This is a genomic window from Streptomyces sp. NBC_00019, assembly GCF_045041015.1.
Taxonomy (GTDB): domain Bacteria; phylum Actinomycetota; class Actinomycetes; order Streptomycetales; family Streptomycetaceae; genus Streptomyces.
In genome coordinates, this window is record NZ_CP108302.1 from 471,750 (window position 1) to 491,622 (window position 19,873).

The following is a 19,873-nucleotide window of genomic DNA, read 5'->3' on the forward strand; positions in this document are numbered from 1 at the left end:
ACCACTACGTCAAAGAAGTTTTGGATCTCACGGCAACCCTATGCAGTCCCTGTGACCACAAGGAGGCGGATTCGATCATCGCGATGATCGGGTCCGCTCTTCCTCTGGTGAACGGCTGCAAGGAGAACACCCCCCATGAGAAACCCCACGAACGGCGGGCGGCACCGTCGGCGGTGGACCGCGACCGGCTTGGTCCTCGGTGTGCCGGCCATCCTGGTGCCGTATCTGCTGTTCGCGCAGGAGGACTCGCAGGCTGCGACGGTCGACGGTGACGCCTACTACCGGCTGGTGTCGGCACGCAGTGGCAAGGTGCTGGACGTCAATGGGTACTCCACGGCCGACGGGACCCGGATCCAGCAGTGGACCGACCAGAACACCGCCAACCAGCAGTGGCGGCTCAAGCCCGCCGGCGGCGGCTACTACGAGCTGGTGAACCGCACCAGCGGCAAGGTGCTGGGTATCACGGGCAATTCGACCGCGAAGTCGGCCGCCGCCGAGCAGCAGACCGACAGCTCGGCCACGTCTCAGGAGTGGCGGGTCGATGAGGTGGGCAGTTCGGGTGCCGTGACCCTCACCTCCCGCAGGAGTGGCCAGGTTCTGAGTGTCTCGGGTGGTTCGGCGGCCGAGGGCGCGGCGGTCGTCCAGGCTCCCGGCGCGGGTGGTGCCGGGCAGCAGTGGAAGCTGGTGAAGGTGGCCGGGAGCGGGACCTCCGGGGACGGCGGGGTGCAAACGGCGGCTGCGAGTTCGTCGTATGTGTGGAAGAACGCCCAGGTCGTGGGCGGGGGTTATGTCACCGGGCTGGTGTTCAACCCGCGGGAGAAGGGGCTGTTGTACGCGCGCACCGACATGGGTGGCGCCTATCGCTGGGACACCGGGGCCGAGCAGTGGATCCCGCTGACCGACTGGTTGGGCGAGAAGGACTGGAACCTGCTGGGCATCGACGCGCTGGCCACCGACCCCGTCGACCCCAAGCGGCTCTACCTCGCGGCGGGCACCTACACCAACGACTGGGCCGGGAACGGCGCGATCCTGCGCTCCACCGACCGGGGCCGCACCTTCAAGCGCACCGAACTCCCCTTCAAACTGGGCGGCAACGAGGACGGCCGCGGGGCCGGCGAGCGGCTCATGATCGATCCGTCGGACCACCGCACGCTGCTGCTGGGCACCCGCAAGAACGGCCTGTGGCGCAGCAAGGACTACGGGGTGACATGGAGTCAGGTCTCGTCCTTCCCCGTCCATGACGGGGCGAGCAGCGGCGGAGGCATCTCCTTCGTGACGTACGGCCCGGCCGACAGCAGGACGATCTACGTCGGCGTCGCCGACAAGTCCACCTCCCTGTACCGCTCCACCGACGGCGGCAGCACCTGGCAGGCCGTTCCCGGGCAGCCCACCGGCCAGATGCCGCAGCACGGCGTGCTCTCCGGTGACGGCTCGCTGTACCTGACGTACACCGACGCCCTCGGCCCCAACGGCGTGACGGCCGGTTCGGTGTGGAAGTACGCGCCGGCCCGCGGGATATGGAAGAACGTCTCTCCGTCCCAGGGCGGATACGGGTTCTCCGGTCTGGCCGTCGACCCGCGCAAGCCGTCCACGGTGATGGTCACCACCCTCGACCGCTGGTGGCCCGAGGACGAGATCTACCGCAGCACCGACGGCGGTACGACCTGGAAGGCGCTGTCCGAGAAGTCGGTGCGCAACGCCTCAGGCGCTCCTTACGTCGGCACCCACACCGGGCACTGGATGACCGCCCTGGCCATCGACCCCTTCGACTCCGGGCACGTGCTGTACGGCACCGGCAACGGCATCTGGCGCAGCAAGGACGCAGGCGCCTCCGACAGCGGCGGCACCAGCCACTGGATCGCAGGAGCCCGCGGCCTTGAGGAGACCGCGCTGATGGACGCGATCGCCCCTCCGGGCGGCGCCACCGTCATCACCGCCATGGGCGACCAGGGTGGTTTCCGTCACGACGACCTGACCAAGGTGCCCGCCGGGCGGCTGAAGAACCCGCTGATGGCCAACAGCACCGACATCGACTTCGCCCAGTCCAAGCCGTCGACGATGGTCCGCGTCAGCAAGGGCGGCGAGCAGGACGGCGCCTACTCCACCGACGGCGGCCGCACCTGGCGCGGCTTCAAGGCGGAGCCGGTGGCCGGCGCCCACAGCGGGCGCATCGCGCTCGCCGCGGACGGCTCCACCATCGTGTGGACCGAGACCGGCCAGGCCCCGTACCGCTCGACCGACAAGGGGGCGAGCTGGTCACGGATCGGCACACTGGGCACCGATGCCGTGGTGGTCGCCGACCGTGCTTCGGCGAAGGCCTTCTACTCGCTGTCCGGCGGCACGCTCTACGCCAGCACCGACGGCGGCGCGACCTTCACCGCGCGGGCCGGCAACCTGCCCAACGGCCGGCTCACGGCCGTCCCCGGTGTCGCCGGAGACCTGTGGATCGCCGACGACACCAAGGGGCTGCTGCACTCCACCAACGGCGGCCGCACCTTCACCACGCTCAAAACGGTGCAGTCCGCCTCCGCCCTCGGCTTCGGCAAGGCCAAACCGGGCACCTCGTACCAGGCCCAGTACCTGATCGGCACCGTCAAGAACATCACCGGAGTCTTCCGCTCCACCGACAAGGGCGCCACCTGGCTCCGCATCAACGACAAGGCCCACCAGTGGGGCAGCATCGGCGGCGTCGGTGTCATCACCGGCGACCCCGACACTTTCGGCCGCGTCTACGTCGGCACGAACGGCCGCGGCCTCCAGTACGGCACCCCGTCGTCCTGACGCCTAGCCGACCCCCGGGCACAACAGTCGGCGATCGACAGCCGACGGCCCCGCCCCGGCCGCACGACCTCACAGAGGCGTCGCGGTCGGGGCCGGACGGCGCAATCAGTACACCGTGTCGAGCGCGGAGCGGGCTCGTGAGCTCGGTGTTGATACATCAATCTGGCTTGATGTATTTTCGATGTATGGGATCCCGATCCGAGGATGCGACCGTCGCGCCGCCGGAGTTCGTCCGGCTGGCAGCGCATCCGCTGCGCTGGCGGCTTCTGACAGAACTCGGCGACGGCGACTTGCGGGTCCGTGAACTGGTGGAACGCGTCGGGGAACCGCAGAACCTGGTCTCGTACCACCTGCGACTGCTACGCAGCGGTGGGCTGGTCACGACCAGGCGCAGCAGCTTCGACGGTCGGGACAGCTATTACCGCCTGGACCTGGAGCATTGCGCCGAGGCGCTGGCAGCCAGCGGTGCCGCCCTGCACCCGGCGTTGCGCCAGGCCCCCTCACCGCCGCCTCGTCCGGTGATCCGGGCGCGGGCACGCCGTGTTGCGGTGCTCTTCGTGTGCACCGGCAACAGCGCCCGCTCGCCGATCGCTGCAGCGCTGCTGCGCCACCACACCGCCGGCCGCGTCACTGCGGCCAGCGCCGGCACCATTCCCAAGCCGCAGGTGCACCCGCACGCTGTCCGGGTGCTGCGCGAGTCGTTCGGCATCGATCTGTCCGGTCGCCGTACCCAGCACGTGGACGACCTGGTCGGCCGCCGCTTCGACCACGTGATCACCTTGTGCGACAAAGCCCGTGAAGTCTGCCCGGAGTTCGGCTCGCGGCACCTCCACTGGAGCATGGCCGACCCGGGCGCCGGCGGTGACACCGGCCAGACCGGCTACGCGGCCTTTCAGCACACGGCGGCAGACATCGACGCCCGCATCAAGTACCTGATGCCGGTCCTGAACACCCCCGAGACCGTTACGAGGTCCGAGCCATGACCACTCGCGACGAATACGTCAGTGTCCGCTACCTCGTCGATGACGTGCAGGCCGCCATCGACTTCTACACCGCCCATCTCGGTTTCACGTTGCACTCCAGCGCCGTCCCTGCCTTCGCCGACGTGATCCGTGGCCGGCTGCGGCTGTTGCTGTCGGGCGCGGCGAGTTCGGGCGCCCGTGCCACCCCGAAGGAGCTTGCCGTCGCGGGCGGCAATCGCATCCACCTCACCTACGACGACCTCGATGCCGAGATCGCTCGGCTGCACAGCGCCGGTGTCTCCTTCCGCAGCGAGGTCGTCGCCGGTCCCGGCGGACGCCAGATCCTGCTGACCGACCCGGCGGGCAACCTCATCGAGCTGTTCCAGCCCGCCCGCCGGCCGACCCCGCCGGCCAGTCCCGACCAGGCGCGAAGCTGACCGCTCGGCGTAGAGGCGTGCTGGGCGCGTCGGCAAGGAGTGCAGTGCATGACCAGTGAGGCGATGGCGGATGCCGCGGACGGCGAGCGGGAGCGGGGGGCGCCGCGGGTGGGACTGGGGGTGATCGCTCGCGAGTGGGGCCGGATCGGCTGTATCGGCTTCGGCGGGCCCCCGACCCACATCGCACTGCTGCGGCAGCTGTGCGTCCAGCGCCGGGGGTGGATATCGGCCTCGGAGTTCGAGGACGGGATCGCGGCGACGAATCTCCTGCCAGGACCGGCCTCCACCCAGCTGGCGATCCTCACCGCATGGCGACTGCGCGGCACGCCCGGAGCGCTGGTCGGCGGGGTGTGTTTCATCGTGCCGGGACTGGTGCTGATCCTGGCACTGGCCGCGCTGTTTTTGGCTGGGGATCCGCCGCTGTGGGTACTCGGGGCCGCAGCCGGAGCAGGGGCCGCGGTGGCGGCGGTCGCGGTGCAGGCGGCGGGAGCCCTGGTACCAGCCAGCTGGAAGCGGGCCGGCGATCGACGCGCGGCGCGGGCACGGTGGGTCGGCTACGCGCTGGCGGGCGGTGCGGCGGCCGCGCTGGCGGGCCCGTGGCTGGTGATCGTGCTGGTGGCCGTCGGCCTGGTGGAGATGGGCGTGCGCACCAGCCCCGCCGTGTCGCGTCCCAGGGGCGGAGCAGCCTGGCCGGTGCCGCTCGCCCTCGCGGCACCGGCGGCAGGTGGGCTGGGTGCGCTGGCGTGGGTGGCGTTCAAGGTCGGGGCGCTGTCATACGGCGGCGGCTTCGTGATCATCCCGTTGATGCAGGCGGACGCGGTGGACCGCTACCACTGGATGAGCGACGGGCAGTTCCTCAACGCGGTCGCACTCGGCCAGATCACCCCTGGGCCGGTGGTGCAGACGGTGGCCGTGGTCGGTTACGCCGCTGCCGGGCTCGGCGGCGGGCTGCTGGCCGCCGCGGCGGCCTTCGCGCCGTCGTTCCTCCTGGTGATCCTCGGCGGCTCCCGGTTCGATCGGCTGCGCAGCAGTGCGGCGGTGCAGGGCTTCTTCGCCGGTGCCGGGCCGGCAGTGATCGGTGCGATCGCCGGATCCGCGATCCCTCTCGCCCTCGTGCTGCAGCACGCCTGGCAGTTCGGTGTGCTGGCCGCAACGGCCGTCTGGCTGCTGGGTCTGCAGCGGGGAGTGGTGAGCGCACTGCTGGGGGCTGGCGCGCTCGGGATCGTAGCCGCGCTGGCCGGCTGGCCGGTCACCTGACCCGTCCCCGCCACCGAGAAGTCGGGTACCGCTGCCCGGCTGTCAGCGGTTGCGCGGGGTAACCAGGCCGGATTCGTAGGCGAGGACGACGAGTTGGGCCCGGTCACGGGTGTGGAGTTTGGTCATGGCCCGGTTGATGTGGGTCTTGGCGGTCATCGGGCTGATCACCATGTGGTCAGCGATCTGGTCGTTGGACAGTCCCTGTGCGGCCAGGGCGACCGCTTCGCGTTCCCGGCTGGTCAGCTCCTCCAGTGCGGCGCCGGTGGTGGGGAGGGGTTGGGTGACGTACCGGTGGATCAGCTTGCGGGTGATGGACGGGGCGAGCAGAGCGTCGCCGCGGGCGGCTACCCGTACGGCGTGCAGGAGGTCCTCCGGCACGATGTCCTTGACGAGGAATCCGGCGGCGCCGGCGCGCAGTGCTTCGAGGATGTACTCGTCCATGCCGTAGTTGGTCAGCATGACGACGTGTACGCCGGTCAGGGCCGGGTCCGCGGCGATGCGCCGGGTCGTCTCGATGCCGTCCATGACCGGCATCTGGATGTCGATGAGCGCGACGTCGGGCAGGTGCTCCTTGAGGAGTACCAAACCCGCTTCGCCGTCGGCGGCTTCGGCCACTACCTCGATGTCGTCCTCGAGGTCGAGCAGTGCACGGAAGCCGCTGCGGATGAGCGGCTGGTCGTCGACCAGCAGGACACGGATCACGATGCTCGCTCCACGGGGAGTTCGGCCTGGACGGTGAATCCGTGCCCGGTGCGTGGTTGGGCGCGCAGCCGGCCTCCAAGGGCTGTGATGCGTTCGCGCATGCCGAGCAGCCCGAGGCCGGGGGCGGGGGCGTCATCGGGGGTGGCCTTGCCGTCGTCGTCGACCTGGACGGCAAGCGCGTCGGGCCGGTACTCGATCCGGACCGCTGCGGTGGTGGCACAGGCGTGCCGGGCGGTGTTGGTCAGTGCCTCCTGGACGATGCGGTAGGCGGTGCGGCCCACCGCGGCCGGCACGTCGTGCCGTTGCCCTTCGATCGTCAGCGTCGCGTCCAGGCCCATCGAACGGGCGCGCTCCACCAGTTGCGGCACGTGCTCGAGGCTCTGGGGCGGGCTCGTGTCGTCGTCGCGCAGGGCCTCCAGAGTCGCGCGGAGCTCCCTGGTCGCCTCCCGCCCGGCCGTCTGGATCGCCAGCAGCGCCTCGGGCACCTGCTCGCCGCGCCTGCGGGCTACGTGGACGGCGACCTCGGACTGCACCTTGATGATCGAAATCTGGTGCGTGAGCGCATCGTGCAGCTCCCGCGCGATGTGCAGCCGCTCCTCGTCTGCGCGGCGCCGAGCGGTCTCCTCCCGGGTGCGCTCAGCTTCGTCCGCCCGCCGCTCGGCCTGCCGCAGGGCCTCCCCGGCGGCAAAGGCGGCGATCAGCCAGGCGATCTCCAGCACGTTCCGGGCCTGTGCGAACGCCTCGCGCGCCGGCCCGTCGCGGAAGACCAGCGCTGTGAGAGGCAGGACGACGAGGAGGGACACGGATACCGCCACCGTCAGGGCACGGTGCCCGGCTCGCACGGCGGCGTACACCGCGACCAGGTACGAGACAGCGAGCACCTCGAACCCGGCCGCCTCGTACCCAACCGCACACAGCCCGGTCACGGCCAGGACGGCAATCGGCGCCCTACGACGTGCGACCAGCGCCAGACCGCCGGCCGCCAACAGCACGGCGCCGAGCAACTCGCGCTCCCCCGCCGGGTGCTGCCCGGACAACCCGGTCCCCAGCAGCAGTGCCGCCACGCTGACGGCAATTGCCCAGTCCATGGCACCGGCCGGCAGACGAATACGCCCTGTGTCCATGCGGGCACCCTAGCCCGAGGCCGCAGCGGGCGAGTCCCGCCCGCGGACGAGCGGCCGACTACCGCACCCGCAGTACCTGAACGACGCTTGCCGCATCCGCTGTACGGGGCTGCGGCATGGGCGGCAGCGCGAAGTGACTGCAGCCGCCGGATGACTGGCAGGACGGTCGGCAGGCACGCTCATGGCACAGCGAAACCTCGGAATTCACCCCGACCTAAGGAGGAGAGTGGCATGAGTGCAGCAGATGCCCTGATGGTGGCCGCCGAGGGCGGAGTCATCGGCGACGGCCGGACCGGGGCCAACCTGGCCCTCGGGGTAGGGCTGATCGGCGTGGCCATCGGCTGGCTGGCCCAGACCCGCCTCGCCGGCCGTATCAGCACCGGCAACGTGCGCACCGGCGCCATGTCCGCCATGGTCGTCGGACTGATCGGCACAGCCCTCGCGGCGCTGCATCTGGCCACTTCCAGCGGTGGCCCCGGTACCGGCAACGGGATAGTGGGAGCCATCGCGGCCATCCCATTGGGGCTGATCGCCATGGCCATCGGCCGGCGTGCTCTCGCACGCTCCCGACGCACTGAGCAGACCGCCGACCGCTTCGACCACGAGCGGGAGTTCGGGTCCACCTCATAAGATCGTGTCCTACGTGGTGAGGCGGAGGAGTCGCTTGTTGCAGCAGAGCAGCGGCAAGCCCGAGGAAGGCCAGGCGGTTGCGGGAATGACGCTCGTAGCGGGGGCTCAGTCTGCAGTAGCCGGACAGCTATGACGTTGTGCGCTAATCGTTCGCTGGATTCGGTGCCCTGCGGGCGATGCGCACTCCGATCTGCTGGCCGCGCAGCCATTCCCGCAGCCCAGGATCACCCGCGCCTCGGTGCCCAGCATGCACTCACCAGAGCCAGGCTTCGCCAGCAGAGGACTGCAAGATGAGCAGCAAAGCCGAGCGGGGCCAGGCCAGGGTCCCGGTGCAGTACCACCAGTTCGACATCAGTGATGAGGACGGCCCGACCGGCCCCGACCTGAACCGCGGCCACAACGGACTGGTACGGGTCACTGACGGCGTCATCGTCGTCATGACCGGCATCCACACCGGCGACGTCGACGTCACGGTCACCCTCCATCAAACCGAGCCGGCGCCCGACAGGGGTACTTGGCGCGAGATGGTGGAGGTCTCCGCGCACTCCGCATCCGGCGACCTCATGGTTCGCGGCACGATGGACGACTTGGACGAAGAACTCCCCGTCCTGTCGTTCAACGGCCCCGGTCACTACCGGCTGCGGGTTCACGCCCGCGGACGGGACACCGCCGTCGACCTGACCCCAGACGGGGTCACCGAGTGGTATCTCATCCAGGCCTGGCCGGCGCCCGCCCAGGAGGTGCGGGTGCTCCGCCAGACCGACGCCTACGGAGCGTCAGTTCGCGCACGCTGAACCGTAAAAAACGGCCAGAGTTTCCCGGTCTCCCTCGATCATCGCCATACCCTCGCAGAGCAGGCGTCCACGGTCCATGCATCCCGCCAACTCCCGGACCCGCGTGGTGAACTGACACGCCGCCACTCCGTCAACCGACCCCTGCGGTGTATCCGGCCGGCCCGCGACGCGAGCGCGGAAGAAGTCCGGCAGACTGACGACTGGCGGCAAGCGTGACTCTCGTGCCGGTTTCCCAGAGGGGCGTGCCGCTCCCGTTACCGCGGCTCGGCGGGCGGGAGCGGCCATCGGCCTCGCTCGCCGCGTCAGGCGGCGCAGCCGACGTTCGTGAGGTACTCGTACTGCCCCCGCTGCGAACTGGAGTCCCGCCTGCCGACGCGCAAGCACGCTCCATCGAGCAACACGGACCGTGAACCTTCGACGGCCCCAGGGCGGGTAGATCAGCGCAGTCCGGCGAAGAGGTCGTTCTCGGGCACGGCCGCGCCGGTGGTGTCCTGGACGCGTACGAAGGTCTCGACGCCCATCAACTCGGTGAACCTCTCCTGGCCCATCTTGAGGAAGAAGATGTTCTCGCCCTGGCTGGCGTGCGCGGCCAGAGCATTGAACTTCTGGCCGCCGAACGCGGTGGTGTCCACCCAGGTGGTGATCTCCTCGTCGGGGAGCCCGATCTCGGCCATTGCGTCGGCCTCAGCAGGATCCGACTCCGGTACGTCCACACCGAACTCGCGCATGGTCTCCCCGAACCGCTGCATCGCTGAGCGGGGCGCCGTCGTCCAGTACACCTTCGGTGTCGGCACGGTCATCGCCAGTGCCGCCATCGTGATGCGGTTGGCCTGGATGTGGTCGGGGTGACCGTAGAAGCCGTTCTCGTCGTAAGTGACGACCACATCGGGTCGGTAGCACCGAAAGAGTTCCGCGAGTCGGGCGGCGCCCTCCTCGACGGGTGTCTGCCAGAAGGATCCTGGCGCGTCGTTGGTCGGCCAGCCCATCATTCCGGAGTCGGCGTAGTCCAGCATCTCAAGATGACTGATCTTCAGGATGTCGCAGCTTGCCTCGAGTTCCTGCCGCCGCATCAGGGCGACGGCCGCCGGATCATGCCCGGGATCGCCCGGCTTGACACCCCCCGGTCCGTCGCCGCAACTGCCGTCGGTACACGTCACGAGGACCGTGCGCATGCCCTCCGCCGCGTACCGCGCGAGGACACCGCCCGTCCCGGTTGCCTCATCGTCGGGGTGGGCATGCACAGCCATGAGCGTCAACGGCCGGTCGTTCATGAAACAGTCCTCCTGTGTGAAAAGCCTCGGTCCGAGTCCGCGGCAGGCGTGTATGAGGGCACCCAGATATCGAGTGACCGGGCATACCACGGACCAAGGGCCGGAACGCGTTGGAGCGAACCAGCTTTTCCCTGATCCCCGCCCGCGCGATGCCGGTCCCTCGGCTGGTGCAACAGTGCTGTCCGACTCGGCTGTTCCCGCCACGCAAGGGAAAACGCCCGAGTCTTGGACCTCCGCCCCGTGGGCTTCGCTTCCGGACTTGTTCGTTAGTCTTTACGAGTTTGTCGGCTCATTGCGCCGGCCCCAGCCCTTGGCGCGTGGGTACACGGATTGGAGCCCGCCCGATCAACCGAGGCGTTTGGTGACATTTAGGCACGAAGCGTTTTCCATCCTCAAGCTGAGCCGGCCTACTGCCCGGCAGAAAGCGTCTCCCACCGGCCGCGGTAGGAACACGGACTGCGCCTGCGGCACCCCTGGCAGCCCTTGTCGGCCCAGCAGTTGACGCCGGCCTCGGCGAGCGTGTCGATGATGCCGTGCTCGCGGGCCGCACGGACGTCGTGGACGGCCCCGGGCAGGGCCGGCGAGACCCACAGCAGGTAGCCGGAAGGATCTGCGATCACCTGCACGTTCATCCCGAACGGGTAAACAAGTACGTGAAGCCTCTGGTAGGGCCAGACTTCTTGGGCGAATCCCCATCCACCGGGGGCACCATCCCTGTGTCAGGCCGACTCGCAAGCTGCCGAAGCAGGATGAAAACGCTCCCCGGCTACCGGTCTGGCGCATGCGAACCCCGACATCATGGGCTGGTCGTCCTGAGGGGTGCGCTGCTGCGCCCTTGGTGTCGACCGCTGAGCTCGGCGTCGAGTGTCTCCTGAGCCACGCGCATGGCCTCGGCATATACGGGGTCCTGCAGCCGCTTCCACATCTCGCCCTCAGAGACGTCCTCAACGCAGCTGACCACCCACCAGATGTTTCCGAAGGGGTCTTTGATACGCCCTCCGCGCTGTCCGAAGGCGTCGCCGGCCAGGGTAGTGACGACTTGACCGCCAGCTGCGACGGCTTGTGAGAACGCCTCGTCCGCATCGGCGACGAACACGCGCAGCAGGCTCGGCATGGTGGGCCAGTCCGCGTGTCGGTCGAAGGCCAACACGACGGTGTCGCCGACTCGGATCTCACCGTGCCCGATCGAGCCGTCCTCGGTTGACACCCGCCCGAGCTCCTCACCCCCGAACGCCTGGGCTACAAAGTCGAGGAAGGCCCCCGTGTCGTCGGTGACGACCCAGGGCGCAACGGTGGTGTAGCCCTCTGGCGCGGCGCTGGTCTGCTCGGGCATCGCGGTCCTTTCGCTGACGTTGGTGGCAGGCAGCGAATATAGGCGCGAGTTAGGTCAGTTTCTGTCCTAAACAGCGGTGAGCTTGAGTCGCAACCAGTGCTGTCTCACTCTCTTGCTCTTGCCAGAACCCGCCATGGACCTCTGACCCCGTCAGCCTGAGGTGGGAAATCCGTGCACGGGCTGACAGCCACTCCCGATCAACCCTCGTCCGGGTAGCCCCACTCCAAGTCGATGCGGGCCTCGGGCGCCGTGGCACGGATCGCCTTGGTCACGTCGGACTCAAACTGCTCGGACCACTTTGCGAACCCGCTGATGATGATCGCCCCGTGTTCGCTGCTCGTCAGGACCTTGGGTGGGTCATGAAAGACGCCGACGTACATCCACGATTCGATCCCGTGGTCCTTGAAGACCTCTTCCACTGTCACCCCCACCGCGTCGGCTTCCTCGGCGGAGGCGAGATTCGTGATGTCCAGGTAGAGATGGATGTTCACAGACATGTGCCCCACCTAAAGGGCTCGGAGGTGCGCAGAGTCGACCACGCAGCGGGACCGGTTCAGCCATGAGACGGCATTCAGTTCAGCCAAGAGGACGACACGTCGACCACGAACGCCATGGCAGACACAATTTCCACCTGCACCGGCTACCGCAACCCCCTCATCGGTGATGCGGCTGATCGGTGTCGTGGCATGGGTCAGCAACTCGCCGAGGCCGGCAGGTCACCGTACTCGTTGCCCTTGAGGTAGACGGCGCTGACGTAGCCGTCGGCGAGCTTCACCCAGACCCTGTTGGTGAAGCCGTAGTCGCTGACCGGCTCACCGAACTCCCAGCAGTGGGCGCCGCGCGACTCACCCGCCGCCACGGTACCCACCGTGGGGAACGCACGGGCCGGCCCCGTGCGGACGTTGACGGTCTCGTACGGCACGACCGCATACGGCGCGGCCATGACGCGAGCGGCACCCTGCTCGCCTGCGGCGGACGCAACAGCGGTCCCCGCGGTGAGCGGGCCGAGCAGAGCGAGCGCCCCGGCGCCCACGAGCGCGGCCCTGGCGAAGATGTGAGTGGTCATGGCGGGTTCCCCCTGAACGGTGTGGCTGACGCTCAGAACTGTAGGGAGCCCGGGGACAGCGCGGACCCTGACAGTTGTCAGGGTCGCGGTGGGACGAGAGGGAAACTGGCGAGGGATACCGCGTAGGCGGAGGCTGGAACTCTCGATACGGCCGAACGCAGTGGGCGAGCCTGTGGGATGCCGCACGGCTCGTCGTCGGTCAACCGTTCGACAAGGCTCGCCATGCTCACCACGACGACTTGCACCGACGAAGGGGGACGACGTCCCGGGGATCTCGTCGAGGTCCCCGGGAAGCGCCGCCACTCCGAGACCGTGTGCTCAGGGCGCGTCGATAAGGGTGCGACCGTCAGTGAGTACGAGCGAGGCGACGCCGCTTGCGTATGCGGACTGCACGCGGGAGCGCTCGGTCGTGTTGGGTACGGCGTTGGTGCAGGCCGTGCCGGCGCTCGACCCCGACATCAGTTGTGAGCAGGGGCCGGGTTTGGTGTCCGGCAGGCCGAGGCTGTGACCCAGCTCGTGGGCGGCGATCCGCGTCTTGTCGTAGCCCTGGCTCACGGCCTGACTTCCGAGCTCGACGCGGACCTGACGGCCCGGACGAACGGGGCCGAGCGTGGCCTGCGGCCAGCCCGTGGTGGCGACGATCACGATTTCGGCCGCAGTGCCAGATGCCGCTTCCACCAGTTTGACGTTGCTCACGTTCGCGTTCCATGAGGCGACTCCGGCCGCGATCGCGGACTCCCAGCCTCCGGCGCGGCTGTCGTCGTAGCGAAGGGTCACCACTGCCGCCTGTGCGCTGGGTTGTTCGCCCGCAGGGGCGGCAGTCGCGGCGCTCGCCATGGCGAGGATGAGCGCCGCGGCGGAAGTGCCTGCCTTGAGCCATGTGCCGAGGGGCATTTCTGCTCCTTATCCGTGGGGGGATTCCGGCCCCGGCGGGGCCGGGTACGCGAAGGAGCGGCACGAGTGTCCGGTGGGGCCGGACGCATCGTCGACCGCCCCTCCGGGGCCTTGCGATGGTATGCCCCACAAGCCCTGTAGGTCATGTACCTGCCAGGCCTATTTTTCCGTCATCACCACATCCTGAAGGGAAGTTGGGCGGCGCCCCGCCAAGGCTTCCGCCCTCAACCCAGACGCGGCCTCGACCAGAAACGGGCTTAACGCTGCGCTTCGCGCGCCGGAATCGGCGCGGCCGACTGCCGCCACTCTCGCCTGAGCAACCCGAAGACCCACGAGTCGGACACATCGCCGTTCACGACGCAGTCCTCCCGCAACGTCCCTTCACGCACGAACCCGACCTTCTCCAGGACCCGGGCAGATGCCACGTTGCGCGTATCGGCCTCCGCCTGAACCCGATTCAGGTCCAGTGTGTCGAATGCCCACTCAAGCAGGGCGTGCGCCGCCTCCGTCGCGTAGCCGTGGCCCCACATCGTCTCGGCGAGGCAGTAGCCCAACGACGCGCTGCGGTAGTCCGGGTTCCACTCGGCCAGAACGCACCAGCCGACGAAGGCCCCGTCAGAAGCACGGTCGATGGCCATCCGCGCCCCGGTGCCTTCGTCCGCCATCGTCCGGCACATCGCGATGAAACGCTCGGCGCGGGCCCGGTCGGTCCACGGCGGGGAGTCCCAGTAGCGCATCACGTAGGTGCTGCTGTGCAGCGCGAACAGGGGATCCGCGTCGGCGTCGGTGAAGGGCCGCAGCCGCAGGCGAGCAGTGTGCAGTACGGGGGTGGCCAAAGTCATGCGCACCATCTTGTGTCCTCATGGGGCGGACAGAACACCGAATATCCGATCACGGTCCGGCCTCACGACCAAGGCGCCGCCTACCAGCAGATCGTGCACGCCTTCAACCAGCACCCCCGACCGGACATTCACGTGCGGCACTCGACGAGTACTCATCAAGTAGGCGTCCAGACGTCGGGCCCGCCGCTGCGCCACTCAATCAGCGAGGACCGGACGACGTCCATCTCGTCCCAGTCCTGCAGCCCGGCCTCCTGAACGAGCGCGGCGATGTCGATAACGCTGTAGGCGATGCCAACGAAGTGGTCATCGATCCGCACACGTCGGCCTCCGTCCGCGGTGGGCGGGTAGACGACGACGGGGTGATCGGTAGCCATGATGCCACCCTGCACGCGAAACGACTGAGACGCATGGTGTGGTGCGCCAGCCGCGTGGCCGCCAAAGGCAGGTGCAGGTTCTCCGCTCCCCCGTCATTCGGCGAGGCCGTGACGCGAGACCACGGCGAAGAAGACGTCAGGCAGGCCGCCGCGCGCAATTGCGCCGATTTGCGCCGTTAGGGCCCAACAGGAGCGCCACAAGCACGGTGCCGCGCGTAGACCGACGTGGCCAGGTGTACAGGGATGGACATACTCAAGAAGGCGGCGTGTCCTGGCTGGGACGAGTGGGTCGTGGGACAAGGCTGTGACCGACCGGTCGTCGCTTGGTGCGAGGATTCTTGGGAGGTTCCACCGGATGCTTGTGCTCGGACGTTCGCAGGTCGAGGCCCTCATCGACATGGGCTCACTGATCGACGCCTTGGCTCCGGCCATGGTGGACCTCAGCGCGGGCCGCGCCTCGGCACCGGACCGGATCGCAGCGCTTGTGCCCGAACAAGAGGGCTTCCTTGCGGCGATGCCGGGATACGTGCCGTCGACCGGTGTCCTCATGACCAAGCTGGTCTCCCTCTTCCCGCGTAACGCCGCAACGCCGCTGCCGACCCATCAAGCGGTCATCGTCGTGTTCGATCCTTCCACCGGGGAGCCGACCGCACTGCTGGACGGTTCGGCCATCACCGCAGCGCGGACCGGTGCCTGCTCGGCGCTGTCGGCGCGGCTGCTGGCGCGTGAGGACGCAACGGTGCTGGCCGTCCTGGGCACCGGAGTACAGGCCCGTTCCCACGCCCGCGCGATGTGCCGCGTCCGCCCCATCCGCGAGGTGCGCATCGTCGGCCGCAACCCGGCAAAAGCGACCGCCCTCGCCGCGGAGCTCTCCTCCGAACTGGACGCCAGCGTACGGGCGATGACGCCCATTGAGGCGCTCAACGGCGCCCACATCGCCGCAGCGACCACCCATGCCCTCGAACCGGTGATCCGCCGCCCCTGGCTGACGGACGGGGTACACATCACCTCGGTCGGCTTCAACCCGGCCGGCCGTGAAATCGACGACGCCACCATCGCCGACTCGCTGGTGTGCGTCGAATCGCGGCAAGCCGCCCTGGCTCCCTTCCCCGCGGGCAGCAACGACCTGCTGGCACCCATCCGACACGGCGTCATCAAAGCCGAGCACATCCACGCCGAGCTGGGCGAACTCGTCTCCGGTATCAAACCGGGCCGCACCTCACCCGACCAGATCACCTTGTACAAATCAGTAGGGGTGGCGGTCCAAGACGCCGTCGCCGCCGCACTGGTCGTCACCGCCGCCCATGAACAATCGGTGGGCACAGAAATCGCCTTGGCGTAGCGTCGACATCGCAACGCCCATCACGGCCCAGAGCGTCCACGCGAGGTGCCGACGAGCCCTCGGCTCCGCCGCCAAGGTCACGTCAGCGGTGCAGTTCGACGGCAAGCCTGGCGGCCGGAAAGGAATTGGCCACCCAAAGCCCAACAGCTCAGCCCTGCACAGCCTGGGCGATGTCCTGCGGGTCCAGACCGGTGAGCTGCGCGATACGCGCCGCGGGAACCCCGGACGTGAGCGCCCGGTGGACCAGGGACTGCCAGTCGTGGGTGGTATCGCGGAAGTTGAGCAGCTCGGACTCCATGTCCGTCACAGATTGCGGCGCGCAGGCGTGCTCCACCCGCACGGTCTCCTCCTGCGTCAGGGGCACCGGCAGCCGCTCCGCGTCCTCGGGAATGAGCACCTCGGCTCCAACCGGGACGATCCTGACGCACTCGGAGGATGCAGGAACCCCGTGGGCCCCAAGCCATCCCCGCACCGCAGGAGTCTCCACGCACTCCAGGTCGCCGACAGCGGCCAGGGCCGCACCCAGGCGCGGATGGCGCTCGGGGAGAACGAACAACAAGGCATCGTCGGCCATGGCCTTGGCACCCACCTTCGCAACGAAGCGTGAACACGATGGTGATGCCAATACCCGCGGGAGGCACTTCGACCCAAGGACATCGCCAACTCCCCTGCGCGGATGGCCAGACCGACGGCATGTACGCACACCACAGTCCAGGCAGGGGCCACGGACAGGGCGAGCGCCCGTCGCACTGTCAAGTCGGTTCGGAGCATTGCCCGGCTAGAAATCCTCGCGAACCCGCATGCCCCCGGCGTCACCAGAGAGGCTGGTGGTCGCCGTGTACTACCGCACGGACCTGTCGATGCGGCAACTCGGCCCGACAACGCTGGAGACCGCTGCTTGCGCTCGAGTCCGTCTCCCGCTCGGCCCCGTTGGCGCCGATCGGTGGTGGATCGTGGATGGATGCTGCCTTGGTCCCGGTCCGCGACCGGCGCCTGGCCGCGCCCAGCCGAAGCTACCGGCTCTCCGCGAACGTTCAGGTCATCGTGGTGCGGACACACGGCTGATGATCGCCGCGGCCTGTCCGGTGCCGGGCACCATCACGGACGCGCACGCCTGGCGGGCCCCCGGGCTGAGTGAGCACTGCCAGGGAGTGACCCTGCTCGGCGACGGCGCCAATCTCCACTGCGGTCTGGGGCGATGCCACACCGCAGACGCCCGGGCCGGGCTCTACTGCCTGGTGAGGAGGACGATATCGCCGAGCACCGTAAGGTCCGCGCCCATGTGGAAAACGTCATCGGCGGCATCAAGGCGACGGCCTCGACATCACACTCCAGGCCGTCGCCCCTATGCACGGCCTCCGCTCGCATCATGAGCAGAGACAGTCGCGGTCACACATCCTGATCTGCCCCAACACGGCCTTATGCAACACCCTTGCGAAGAAGCTCAGTGTTCGCAGAGGGAGAATTCGCGTTCGTAGAGCTGTTCGTTGTGCTCGTCGACGAAGAACTTGCGTTCTTGCATGAGCTGGTCGCGGTACTCGTTGGCCTGTTCAAGGGTCATGGTCGAGGAGTCGGACCAAGGTTGCTGCGGTGGCACATCGGATGTCGAGACGATCTTTTCCGACGGATCCACCAGGAAGAACACGAGAATCTTGCGATATCCCGGGCGGGTTGGGTCCGTGAGGCGGAATGAGCCGACGCGGTGTTGCAGGATGTTCGGGAAGGCAAGGCAGCGTCCCGCCGGGGTCGATGCCGATCCGAGTACCTGGTTCAGTGCCTCTTCGTTCTCCAAGCCGTAGACCTCACGCAGACCGTTGTCGTCGTTCTGTTCGTAGCTCGGGTCGTCGAGTGCCGCCCGGAAACTCAGGTGACTTTCGGTGATGTTCTCGCTGTCCCAGTAGTAGATGCCGGTCGAAACAATCCGCTCGTTCATCATCCCCTCGACATGCCAGGAACCGCCGGGGTACTCAGGCTTGTCCGGGGTGAGATGAATAGCGGCAATCTTGACGATGACCTGGAGAGAGCGGCCACGCAGGTCGACTCGGTCGGACCCGTCGGGTATCTCGGGCGGGGTGAAGGCGGGGGCATCTGGGATGACCGGGCGGCGGTTTTCCCACCAGGAATCCTGGGCTTCTTCCCATACTCGGAGGGCTTCGGCGTACGCCTCATCCTCGCTATAGGAGGACTTGTTCGGGTATTCCGGCTCCGAGTCGTACCACCCGTACGGATCGGCCTCGATCCGCAGCGGTCGTGGATGCCGCAGGTCGGTCAGCACGTTCTCCCAGAGCGGGCGGAAGCGAGCGAACAAGTCTGGTAGCACGGAGACCAGTTCGCGATGCGTCTCAGGATGCACGTTGTTGACGTACGAACGGAAAGCGACCGCACCGTCGTCACTGACGTCCACGTCGGTCGGCAGCCACTGGAACTTCTCCGAGAATTCGTACTTTGAGTATGGGTCCGTCGGATTGCGCCAAGCCCGCTCGGGTGCACCGCTCACCTCTCTCACCAGGCAAAACAGTGAGGGATGAACCAGGTCCAGTACGAGGCCGTCGGATCCGGGATGCCAGTCGAGTTCTGCTTCGGGGACCTGCTCCAGAGCCCGCACCGCCTCGCGCAGCCGCAATCTGAGCTTGTCGTCAACAAGGGTGTCCGACTGCCACACTCCATCGACGGCGGACACCTCGATGCCGGTTCGTGTGTCTCGCAGCGCGGCGTAATGACGAAGTTCGGACAGCACGTACTGCACCTGTGCTTCGGTGAGACCCTGGGCGATCGCTTCTCGCGTCCACCTGGCGACGATGTCGGCGTCGTTCATCTTGTCGAGCCACCGCGGCTTCGCCCGAATCTGTGAGCTGCACTCCATCATCTGAAGTTCCCTCAGTGTTCGAGGTGTTGCGAACGCTATGGACCGGGAAGCGTGAAAGGGCAGCGGAAAAGCGGACAGCTCAGTCAATTCTCTGTGTCTTCCCAGTAGGTGAGTGGTGGCCGGAAGGATACTGGAGGGGACTGACACGAGGAGATGGCCACTGTCGCCACTGATCCCGTAGCCAGGACGGCTCACGCACGCCGGAAGGAAAGCCTGGCGGGTGAGCGGGTGGGCGGGTGCTCGCGGGCAGCAGTACAGGGCCGCCTCCCTCTCGCCATCCTCCATGGTCAGCCTGCGCGACGGCCTGACCCCGACGGTCGCCCAGCACACGGACCCTGCGGCAGCAAGAGTCTTTCGTCCCGTCACCCGCCCTGCCTGGCGGCGCCGTGGCTACGGCGGACGCGGGCCTGGTTGCGTCGTCGCCAGGTGGTTCAGCTCAACGGCGCGCAGGTCGTCGCGGACCTGATTGGCATCCGCCTAGTGATCAACGGAGGTGTCGCTACTCGAGCGACACCGCATCCAGAGGTCTCCCCCGTCCGGCCGGTAGCGTTCTCCGTCGTCCAACCGCACCTCACCCATGATGGGCCGTATCGCGGGGCGGTTCGTCCGGGTGGAACCACGGTGCAGGGCACGGGCGTTCGCGCTCGGAATGCTGCCGGACCTACCGCGCAAGAACTGCCGGACGTTCGCCGACCATGCAGCAATGCGGCCCCGCACGGTCTGCAGCACCCGCCCTCGCCGCCCGCATGATCTGCCACGCCCTGGAGGCCGGCGTCAGCGCGTCCTGGGTGGTCGGCGATGAGGTCTTACGAATGGGCCCTGGCCGACATCGCCGACGACCGGTCCGGCCATCACCAACTGCTTGTCCGCCCGCCACCGGCGCACCGGCGAACTCCCCTTCTACCGCTGCTACTCGGCGGCTCGGATACCACTGTCCACCCTGGTTCGGGTCGCCGGGCGCAGATGCACGGCCGAGGAGACCTTTCAGTCCGGCAACGGCCTGGCCGGACTGGACGAACACCCGGGCCAGACGCTGGACGTCCAGGACCGCTGCCTGCAACGAGATCCAGCGCCTGTTCACCGCGCTCGTCGTGCCCCGCGTCCATGGTGCGGCCCACCGGCTCGACTGGTCCCACTGGCGACTTCGCCACCAGGCTCGATCCCAGGCCAGCCACTATCAGCGACAAGCCACTCAGGC

Annotated in this window: 18 protein-coding genes and 2 pseudogenes; 7 read left to right on the forward strand and 13 right to left on the reverse strand. The window is 68.1% G+C overall.

The window, feature by feature from the left end; all coding sequences use genetic code 11:
- Nucleotides 1–135 precede the first annotated feature (135 nt).
- From OHU89_RS02180 to chrA, 4 genes are all read left to right on the forward strand, one after another.
- On the forward strand, nt 136–2,781 hold the full coding sequence (locus OHU89_RS02180) for an RICIN domain-containing protein (protein WP_405639255.1): 2,646 nt from the start codon (nt 136–138) through the stop codon (nt 2,779–2,781).
- Between the two features lie 137 nt (nt 2,782–2,918).
- Complete coding sequence (locus OHU89_RS02185; protein ID WP_405639257.1) at nt 2,919–3,764, forward strand: metalloregulator ArsR/SmtB family transcription factor; 846 nt, start codon at nt 2,919–2,921, stop codon at nt 3,762–3,764.
- Nucleotides 3,761–4,180, forward strand: a complete 420-nt coding sequence (locus OHU89_RS02190) for a VOC family protein (RefSeq protein ID WP_405639259.1) — start codon at nt 3,761–3,763, stop codon at nt 4,178–4,180. Before OHU89_RS02185 ends, OHU89_RS02190 begins: the two co-directional genes overlap by 4 nt.
- Nucleotides 4,181–4,228: 48 nt before the next feature.
- A complete protein-coding gene (chrA, locus tag OHU89_RS02195; RefSeq protein ID WP_405639261.1) occupies nt 4,229–5,437 on the forward strand; it encodes a chromate efflux transporter in 1,209 nt (402 codons plus the stop codon).
- 42 nt (nt 5,438–5,479) lie between these two features.
- On the opposite strand, the gene OHU89_RS02200 is transcribed toward chrA, so the two are convergent.
- Together OHU89_RS02200 and OHU89_RS02205 are read right to left on the reverse strand one after the other, a co-directional pair.
- Nucleotides 5,480–6,139, reverse strand: coding sequence for a response regulator transcription factor (locus OHU89_RS02200; RefSeq protein WP_267016977.1), 660 nt, complete (start codon nt 6,137–6,139; stop codon nt 5,480–5,482).
- Nucleotides 6,136–7,263 (reverse strand): sensor histidine kinase, encoded by a 1,128-nt coding sequence (locus OHU89_RS02205; protein WP_405639264.1) that lies wholly within the window; start codon nt 7,261–7,263, stop codon nt 6,136–6,138. The genes OHU89_RS02200 and OHU89_RS02205 overlap by 4 nt, the downstream gene beginning before the upstream one ends.
- Nucleotides 7,264–7,494: 231 nt before the next feature.
- Here OHU89_RS02205 and OHU89_RS02210 point away from each other — a divergent pair, with 231 nt between their 5' ends.
- Complete coding sequence (locus OHU89_RS02210; RefSeq protein WP_405639266.1) at nt 7,495–7,893, forward strand: DUF6223 family protein; 399 nt, start codon at nt 7,495–7,497, stop codon at nt 7,891–7,893.
- Nucleotides 7,894–7,902: 9 nt separating this feature from the next.
- Here the strand turns inward: OHU89_RS02210 and OHU89_RS02215 are convergent.
- Nucleotides 7,903–8,116, reverse strand: a pseudogene (locus tag OHU89_RS02215) (IS5/IS1182 family transposase); the annotation flags it as partial.
- A 67-nt stretch (nt 8,117–8,183) separates the two neighbouring features.
- On the opposite strand from OHU89_RS02215, the gene OHU89_RS02220 reads away from it, so the two are divergent.
- Nucleotides 8,184–8,687 (forward strand): hypothetical protein, encoded by a 504-nt coding sequence (locus tag OHU89_RS02220; RefSeq protein WP_405639268.1) that lies wholly within the window; start codon nt 8,184–8,186, stop codon nt 8,685–8,687.
- Nucleotides 8,688–9,124: 437 nt separating this feature from the next.
- On the opposite strand, the gene OHU89_RS02225 is transcribed toward OHU89_RS02220, so the two are convergent.
- The 8 genes and pseudogenes from OHU89_RS02225 to OHU89_RS02260 form a co-directional block, all read right to left on the reverse strand.
- A complete protein-coding gene (locus OHU89_RS02225; protein WP_405639270.1) occupies nt 9,125–9,958 on the reverse strand; it encodes a PIG-L family deacetylase in 834 nt (277 codons plus the stop codon).
- A gap of 410 nt (nt 9,959–10,368) precedes the next feature.
- A pseudogene (locus tag OHU89_RS02230) lies at nt 10,369–10,593 on the reverse strand (transposase family protein); the annotation flags it as partial.
- A 161-nt stretch (nt 10,594–10,754) separates the two neighbouring features.
- Entirely contained in the window at nt 10,755–11,291 is a 537-nt protein-coding gene (locus tag OHU89_RS02235; RefSeq protein WP_405639272.1) for a VOC family protein, read from the reverse strand.
- A gap of 197 nt (nt 11,292–11,488) precedes the next feature.
- A complete protein-coding gene (locus tag OHU89_RS02240; RefSeq protein WP_266898316.1) occupies nt 11,489–11,788 on the reverse strand; it encodes a hypothetical protein in 300 nt (99 codons plus the stop codon).
- Between the two features lie 194 nt (nt 11,789–11,982).
- Nucleotides 11,983–12,357: an SH3 domain-containing protein gene (locus OHU89_RS02245; RefSeq protein ID WP_405639274.1), complete on the reverse strand. Its 375-nt coding sequence runs from the start codon at nt 12,355–12,357 to the stop codon at nt 11,983–11,985.
- A 318-nt stretch (nt 12,358–12,675) separates the two neighbouring features.
- Nucleotides 12,676–13,251, reverse strand: coding sequence for a snapalysin family zinc-dependent metalloprotease (locus OHU89_RS02250; RefSeq protein WP_405639276.1), 576 nt, complete (start codon nt 13,249–13,251; stop codon nt 12,676–12,678).
- Between the two features lie 257 nt (nt 13,252–13,508).
- Entirely contained in the window at nt 13,509–14,093 is a 585-nt protein-coding gene (locus OHU89_RS02255) for a GNAT family N-acetyltransferase (RefSeq protein ID WP_405639278.1), read from the reverse strand.
- 155 nt (nt 14,094–14,248) lie between these two features.
- Complete coding sequence (locus tag OHU89_RS02260; RefSeq protein ID WP_405639280.1) at nt 14,249–14,467, reverse strand: hypothetical protein; 219 nt, start codon at nt 14,465–14,467, stop codon at nt 14,249–14,251.
- 355 nt (nt 14,468–14,822) lie between these two features.
- On the opposite strand from OHU89_RS02260, the gene OHU89_RS02265 reads away from it, so the two are divergent.
- Nucleotides 14,823–15,809 (forward strand): ornithine cyclodeaminase family protein, encoded by a 987-nt coding sequence (locus OHU89_RS02265; RefSeq protein WP_405639282.1) that lies wholly within the window; start codon nt 14,823–14,825, stop codon nt 15,807–15,809.
- 148 nt (nt 15,810–15,957) lie between these two features.
- On the opposite strand, the gene OHU89_RS02270 is transcribed toward OHU89_RS02265, so the two are convergent.
- Both OHU89_RS02270 and OHU89_RS02275 read right to left on the reverse strand, forming a co-directional pair.
- Nucleotides 15,958–16,383, reverse strand: coding sequence for a DUF6003 family protein (locus tag OHU89_RS02270; RefSeq protein WP_405639284.1), 426 nt, complete (start codon nt 16,381–16,383; stop codon nt 15,958–15,960).
- Nucleotides 16,384–17,253: 870 nt separating this feature from the next.
- Nucleotides 17,254–18,762, reverse strand: a complete 1,509-nt coding sequence (locus OHU89_RS02275) for a DUF4246 domain-containing protein (protein ID WP_405639286.1) — start codon at nt 18,760–18,762, stop codon at nt 17,254–17,256.
- Between the last annotated feature and the right edge of the window lie 1,111 nt (nt 18,763–19,873).

Excerpts from the sequence above, each read along its gene's own strand:
- OHU89_RS02180 (WP_405639255.1), top strand. The coding sequence starts at position 136 with ATGAGAAACCCCACGAACGGCGGGCGGCACCGTCGGCGGTGGACCGCG.
- OHU89_RS02190 (WP_405639259.1), top strand. The coding sequence starts at position 3,761 with ATGACCACTCGCGACGAATACGTCAGTGTCCGCTACCTCGTCGATGAC.
- chrA (WP_405639261.1), top strand. The coding sequence starts at position 4,229 with ATGACCAGTGAGGCGATGGCGGATGCCGCGGACGGCGAGCGGGAGCGG.
- OHU89_RS02205 (WP_405639264.1), bottom strand. The coding sequence starts at position 7,263 with ATGGACACAGGGCGTATTCGTCTGCCGGCCGGTGCCATGGACTGGGCA.
- OHU89_RS02210 (WP_405639266.1), top strand. The coding sequence starts at position 7,495 with ATGAGTGCAGCAGATGCCCTGATGGTGGCCGCCGAGGGCGGAGTCATC.
- OHU89_RS02220 (WP_405639268.1), top strand. The coding sequence starts at position 8,184 with ATGAGCAGCAAAGCCGAGCGGGGCCAGGCCAGGGTCCCGGTGCAGTAC.
- OHU89_RS02225 (WP_405639270.1), bottom strand. The coding sequence starts at position 9,958 with ATGAACGACCGGCCGTTGACGCTCATGGCTGTGCATGCCCACCCCGAC.
- OHU89_RS02235 (WP_405639272.1), bottom strand. The coding sequence starts at position 11,291 with ATGCCCGAGCAGACCAGCGCCGCGCCAGAGGGCTACACCACCGTTGCG.
- OHU89_RS02240 (WP_266898316.1), bottom strand. The coding sequence starts at position 11,788 with ATGTCTGTGAACATCCATCTCTACCTGGACATCACGAATCTCGCCTCC.
- OHU89_RS02245 (WP_405639274.1), bottom strand. The coding sequence starts at position 12,357 with ATGACCACTCACATCTTCGCCAGGGCCGCGCTCGTGGGCGCCGGGGCG.
- OHU89_RS02250 (WP_405639276.1), bottom strand. The coding sequence starts at position 13,251 with ATGCCCCTCGGCACATGGCTCAAGGCAGGCACTTCCGCCGCGGCGCTC.
- OHU89_RS02255 (WP_405639278.1), bottom strand. The coding sequence starts at position 14,093 with ATGACTTTGGCCACCCCCGTACTGCACACTGCTCGCCTGCGGCTGCGG.
- OHU89_RS02260 (WP_405639280.1), bottom strand. The coding sequence starts at position 14,467 with ATGGCTACCGATCACCCCGTCGTCGTCTACCCGCCCACCGCGGACGGA.
- OHU89_RS02265 (WP_405639282.1), top strand. The coding sequence starts at position 14,823 with ATGCTTGTGCTCGGACGTTCGCAGGTCGAGGCCCTCATCGACATGGGC.
- OHU89_RS02270 (WP_405639284.1), bottom strand. The coding sequence starts at position 16,383 with ATGGCCGACGATGCCTTGTTGTTCGTTCTCCCCGAGCGCCATCCGCGC.